Raw genomic sequence first — 4,486 nt, 5'->3', positions numbered from 1 at the left:
CCCCACCTGACGAGCCAGGCCCCGGCCGCCGAACGGGACGAAGCCGGCCTCACCGTTGCGGTGCACGGCGGCGGGCTGCCCGGGCCGGCGGCCGCAGTCCGGCCGGGCCAGTGCCGGTGCCGGACGGCCCGCGGGCCTACCCGCTGCCCTTGTCCGGAGGCCGGGAGCTGAGGAGCCTGTCGATGATCTGGTGCTCGGTGAGGAGCCGTTCGGCCTGCTGGAGCAGCAGGGTGTCGCCCAGCTCGGTCAGGTGAACCCCGTCGCTCCACAGCCCGGCCGGGTCGTCGCCGTCGGCGGGCGCGAGGTGCCGGGCCGCGGCAGAGAAGGGGGTCCACACGTCCAGGAACAGCGCGCCGTGCGCGGCGGCGGCCGCGCGGGCTGCTTCGTTGTAGCGGGCGAGCTCGCCGTTCATGGCGGTCACCGTGTCGGGGTCCTCGAGAGGACCGAACGGCGTCTCGGACATGACGATGGTCGTGCGGGTGGAGCCGCCGAGGCGGCCGAGCGTCGCTTCGAGGTGCTGGGTGTACTCGTTGAGGTCGACCGCCTCCGACAGCCGGCCTTGGAAGTGCCGCCACACGTCGTTGATGCCGACGCCGAGGAAGGCGAGGTCGTAGCCGGCGCCGGTGGCCAGGTCGCGTTCGACGATGCCGGCGACGTCGCGGCTCGTGGCGCCGCCCTGCCCGTGGTTGCGGATCTCGAAGCCGACGTGCGGCCAGGTGGCGCGCAGGGACAGGGCAAGGCGGTGGACCCAGCCGCGCCGGCGCCATCCTTCGACGGTGACCGTGGAGCCGATCGCGGGCAGAGTGGCCTGGTTGGTCATCTGCGCGTTGAACGCCTCCAGGTGCTCCATGATCGAGGTGCCGAAGAAGCCCACGGTCAGGGTGCGGTGGCGCTGACCGGCACCGGTCGGCGCCGCCCGGTGTGGCAGCCGTTCACGCATGATCGCCCCCTGAAGTCCAGATGATCACCAGGCTAGGACAGGGCGGCCCGGCGTACGGGGGCATTACCCGGACGAGGCGGCGTCACCTCCTCACGGCGTCGGTCCGTTCTCCGGGCGATCGGCCCGTGCCGCCGGGGACCGACCGCGGCACGGTCAACCGGAAGATCGGCGACCTCCACGGTCCTGTGCACCGGGTCGCGCATCGGGAGCCGGTGCTGGCCGCGCCGCTCACCCCCGGATGGGCGACCGGGCGTGGTGCGCCGGGCTGCTGGGCCCGGCGCTGGCCGGCGCTGTCGCCGGGGCGCCCGCCCCTCGTCTGGGCGGGGCCGCGGAAGTGTTTTCGTAGGCTCGCCCGGACGCCGGCACAGGGCCGGCGCAGTGCGGACCGACCTGCGGGGCCGGCCGGGAGGAGGACGTCATGCGCGGCACCACGGTGGCGGGCCGGTACCGGTTGGAGGACCTCCTCGGCGCCGGCGGGATGGGCGAGGTCTGGCGTGCCGTGGACGAGCGGCTCGGCCGCCAGGTGGCCGTCAAGGTGCTGCTGCGCCCGGAGGACAAGGAGCTGGTGCGGCGCCTGGAGGGTGAGGCCCGGGCCGCGGCCGCCCTGAGCGATCCGCACGTCGTGGCCGTCCACGATGTCGGCGAGGCCCCGGTGGCCGGGCGCCACGTCGTCTACCTGGTGATGGAGCTGGTCGACGGGCAGCCGCTCAGCCGGCTCCTGGCCGGCGGCCTGCCGACGGTCAGCGACGTCGTGGCCTGGGGGGAGCAGATCTGCCGCGGCCTGCAGGCCGCCCACGCCGCCGGCCTGGTGCACCGCGACATCAAGCCCGCGAACATCCTGATCGCCGCCGACGGGCGGGTGAAGATCTGCGATCTGGGGATCGCGCGCCGGGCCGACGCGGTCGGCCATCCCCTCACGGGGACCGGCGCGGTGATCGGCACCCCGTCGTACATGTCCCCGGAGCAGGCCCGCGCCGAGGCGGTGATCGACGCCCGCAGCGACCTGTACTCGCTGGGGTGCCTGCTGTACGAGCTGCTGACCGGAGCGCCGCCGTTCCCCGGCGGCGGGTGGCCGGTGCTGGCCCAGCACCTGCACCAGGCCCCGGCTCCGGTTCGCTCGCACCGGCCCGAGGTGCCCGCCGAACTCGAGCGCCTGGTGGCGCAGCTGCTGCAGAAGGATCCGCAGCGGCGGCCCGCGGACGCGGCGGAGGTCGCCCAGCGCCTTCGGGCAGCCTCCGTACTGTCCTCCCCCGCACCGGTCACCGTGCCGGTCGAGACCGTCGCGGTGCCCGTGGACCGGCTGCCGACGGTGCGCGCGGCCCAGGCCCGGCCGCCCGTCGTCAGGACGGTCTCCAGGGACTCCGGCCTCGCGGCCGCCGTGCCCGGGCGGTCGGCGTCGTGGCGGGCCGGAGCTCTGACCGGTGTCCTGGTCGGCGGTCAGCTGGCGATGTTCACCGCCCTTCCCGGCCCGGTGAGCACCGCGCTGGGCCTGGTGGCCGGCGGCTGCGTCGCGGTCGGCTCGCGCCTGGAGGAGCGGCACGAGGCGGTCCACGGCCAGCAAGGCGGGCAGGGCAGCGTCGTCGGGGTGTTCGCCGCGATGCTGATCGCCGCGGTCACCATGGTGGTGCTGCTGGGGTGGAGCACGCTGGCGTGGTGGGTGGCGGTGCTGGTCGCAACGGTGACCGGGCCGGTGCTCGTGGCGGGCGCGGCCGGCGTGCGGGCCCTGGTCGAGCAGCTGCTGCGTCGCGGCGGCCCGGACGCCGAACTCGCCTCCACCGCCGGGCTGCTCAGCGGGGCCGTCGGCTGCGCGCTGACCGCCTCCGCACTCCACGGGCCGGTCGCGGGCGCCCTGGCGGCCGGGGCCGGTGCCTGGGTGGTGAGCAGTCTGGCCGTCGGGGCGCTGCTGCCCTCGCCGCGCCCGCGCCCACGGCACCTGTGAACTGCCGCAGGCCCGGGCCGTTGTTCCCGAAGGCTGAGCTGCCCGTTCCCCGGACGCCGGGGTGTGGAGGGCAGTAGATTTGCCGGGCGGCGGGCACGTCTGCCGCTCGCCGAAGGGGCCCGCCCACGCTGGACCCGTCATGCAGGCCAAGCCGTCCGTCGACGCATCGTGCAGCTGACCTTCGTCGTGTCCGCTTCCGGGCGCGTACGCGTGGGGTGCGCCGCCGTACGGAGTGTGCTCGATGTCAGACCGCAGGCCCTCGCGCAAGCGCTCGCGGGAGATCCGCGCTGCCGGTGGGAAGTTCACCACGGCCATGAGGGCGAACGATGCCGCCCGGGCCCTCCCCCCGGCCGTCCCGGAGGGCGGGTGGCCGCTCGGACCGGTCGACCGGTGGCGCGGAACCGGTGGCCCCGACCGCTGGGAGCAGGCGTGGGACCGGGCGATCGCCGAACTCGGCCCCGTACGGGCCGCACGCCAGGAGGACCCGTACGACCCGTACGCGGAGAGGTGGACCGAGGGAGCGGCAGGTCTCGCCCTGGCCTACTACCTCCTGGCCGTCGTCGGTGACCTGTCCGTCGAGGCGGTCTCGACCGACGAGGTCCGGGTGATCGCCGAGCTCCCGGACAGCGGCAACGCGTGGCCGGCGGTCGCCCGCATCGACGCCCTCGTCGAGCGGGCCGGCCACCGTCTGGACGCGTCGGACGATCCGGTGGCGGCCTGCTGGCGGGCCCTGCGCATCGACTGCTCCCCGACCGATATCCCCGACGACTTGCAGAACCACTGGAGCTTCCGCTGGGGGGCCGACAAGGTCCGCTCGCTCAGCGTCGTCCTGACTCGGCTCGCCGCGGCGGGGAGGGCCTCGTGAAGCTGCGGGTCGTCACCTTCAACACCCTGTTCGGCGGCCGCGACGACGACGGCCTGGGCGTCGGCCACCGCTGGAGTCGCCAGGTGCCGTTCCTGAAGAGCCTGGAGCCGGACGTCCTGCTGCTGCAGGAGTGCAACTTCTGGCAGTTGCTTGGCCGGCGCCGCCTGAACCAGGCAGTGACCGAACTCGGCCTGGCCGCCGGGTTCCTCGCCGAGGCCAACATCACCACCGCCGGGCACCAGTTCCACAGTGCCATCCTGACCAGCGCCCGCGTCGCCGTGCTGGCCGAGGACTGCGACCGCAGCCGCTATCACCACGTCATGGGCTGGATGAATCTCCGCCTTCCCGGCTTGCCCGGCCGCGCCCTGGAGGTCCGCAACCTCCACCTGGACCCGTTCGACCCCCGCAACCGCGCGCGTGAGGTCGCCCCGCTGGGGGTCCTCGCCGCGCCCGGGCGGCTGGCCCTGGTCGGCGGGGACGTGAACTCGATCGGTCAGCGCTTCCCGGAACCCGACTGGCGGGTGATGGCGCCGCATCTGCTCAACGGCCATCTCCGGCTCCCCGGTGAGGCCGAGGTCGGCGATCGCGACGCGGTGGAGTTGCTGGCCCGCAGCGGCTTCGTCGACGCGGCCCTCACCGGCGGGATGGCCGAGGTCCCCACGGCCGCGTTCGGTCCTGGCGACGTGCCCCGCCGCCAGGACCTCATCCTCGCCAGCCCGGCGCTGGCCCCGGCGGTGACCGG

4 protein-coding genes are annotated in these 4,486 nt (G+C 74.9%); 3 read left to right on the top strand and 1 reads right to left on the bottom strand.

Features of this window, described 5'->3' with window-relative positions:
* Positions 1-136: 136 nt before the first annotated feature.
* A complete protein-coding gene (locus ABT093_RS40390) occupies positions 137-940 on the bottom strand; it encodes an SGNH/GDSL hydrolase family protein (protein WP_350572503.1) in 804 nt (267 codons plus the stop codon).
* Positions 941-1,358: 418 nt separating this feature from the next.
* Here ABT093_RS40390 and ABT093_RS40385 point away from each other — a divergent pair, with 418 nt between their 5' ends.
* From ABT093_RS40385 to ABT093_RS40375, 3 genes are all read left to right on the top strand, one after another.
* Positions 1,359-2,879 carry a serine/threonine-protein kinase gene (locus ABT093_RS40385; protein ID WP_350572502.1) on the top strand — a complete coding sequence of 507 codons (1,521 nt, stop codon included), beginning with the start codon at positions 1,359-1,361 and terminating at the stop codon, positions 2,877-2,879.
* A gap of 241 nt (positions 2,880-3,120) precedes the next feature.
* Positions 3,121-3,744, top strand: coding sequence for a hypothetical protein (locus ABT093_RS40380; protein ID WP_350572501.1), 624 nt, complete (start codon positions 3,121-3,123; stop codon positions 3,742-3,744).
* Positions 3,741-4,486 (top strand): endonuclease/exonuclease/phosphatase family protein (locus ABT093_RS40375; RefSeq protein WP_350572500.1); only part of this gene is annotated, 746 nt, incomplete at its 3' end. The genes ABT093_RS40380 and ABT093_RS40375, both read left to right, overlap by 4 nt.

This window comes from Kitasatospora sp. NPDC002551, assembly GCF_040296005.1.
GTDB lineage: Bacteria > Actinomycetota > Actinomycetes > Streptomycetales > Streptomycetaceae > Kitasatospora.
This window is presented reverse-complemented; position numbering and strand designations above follow the sequence as displayed.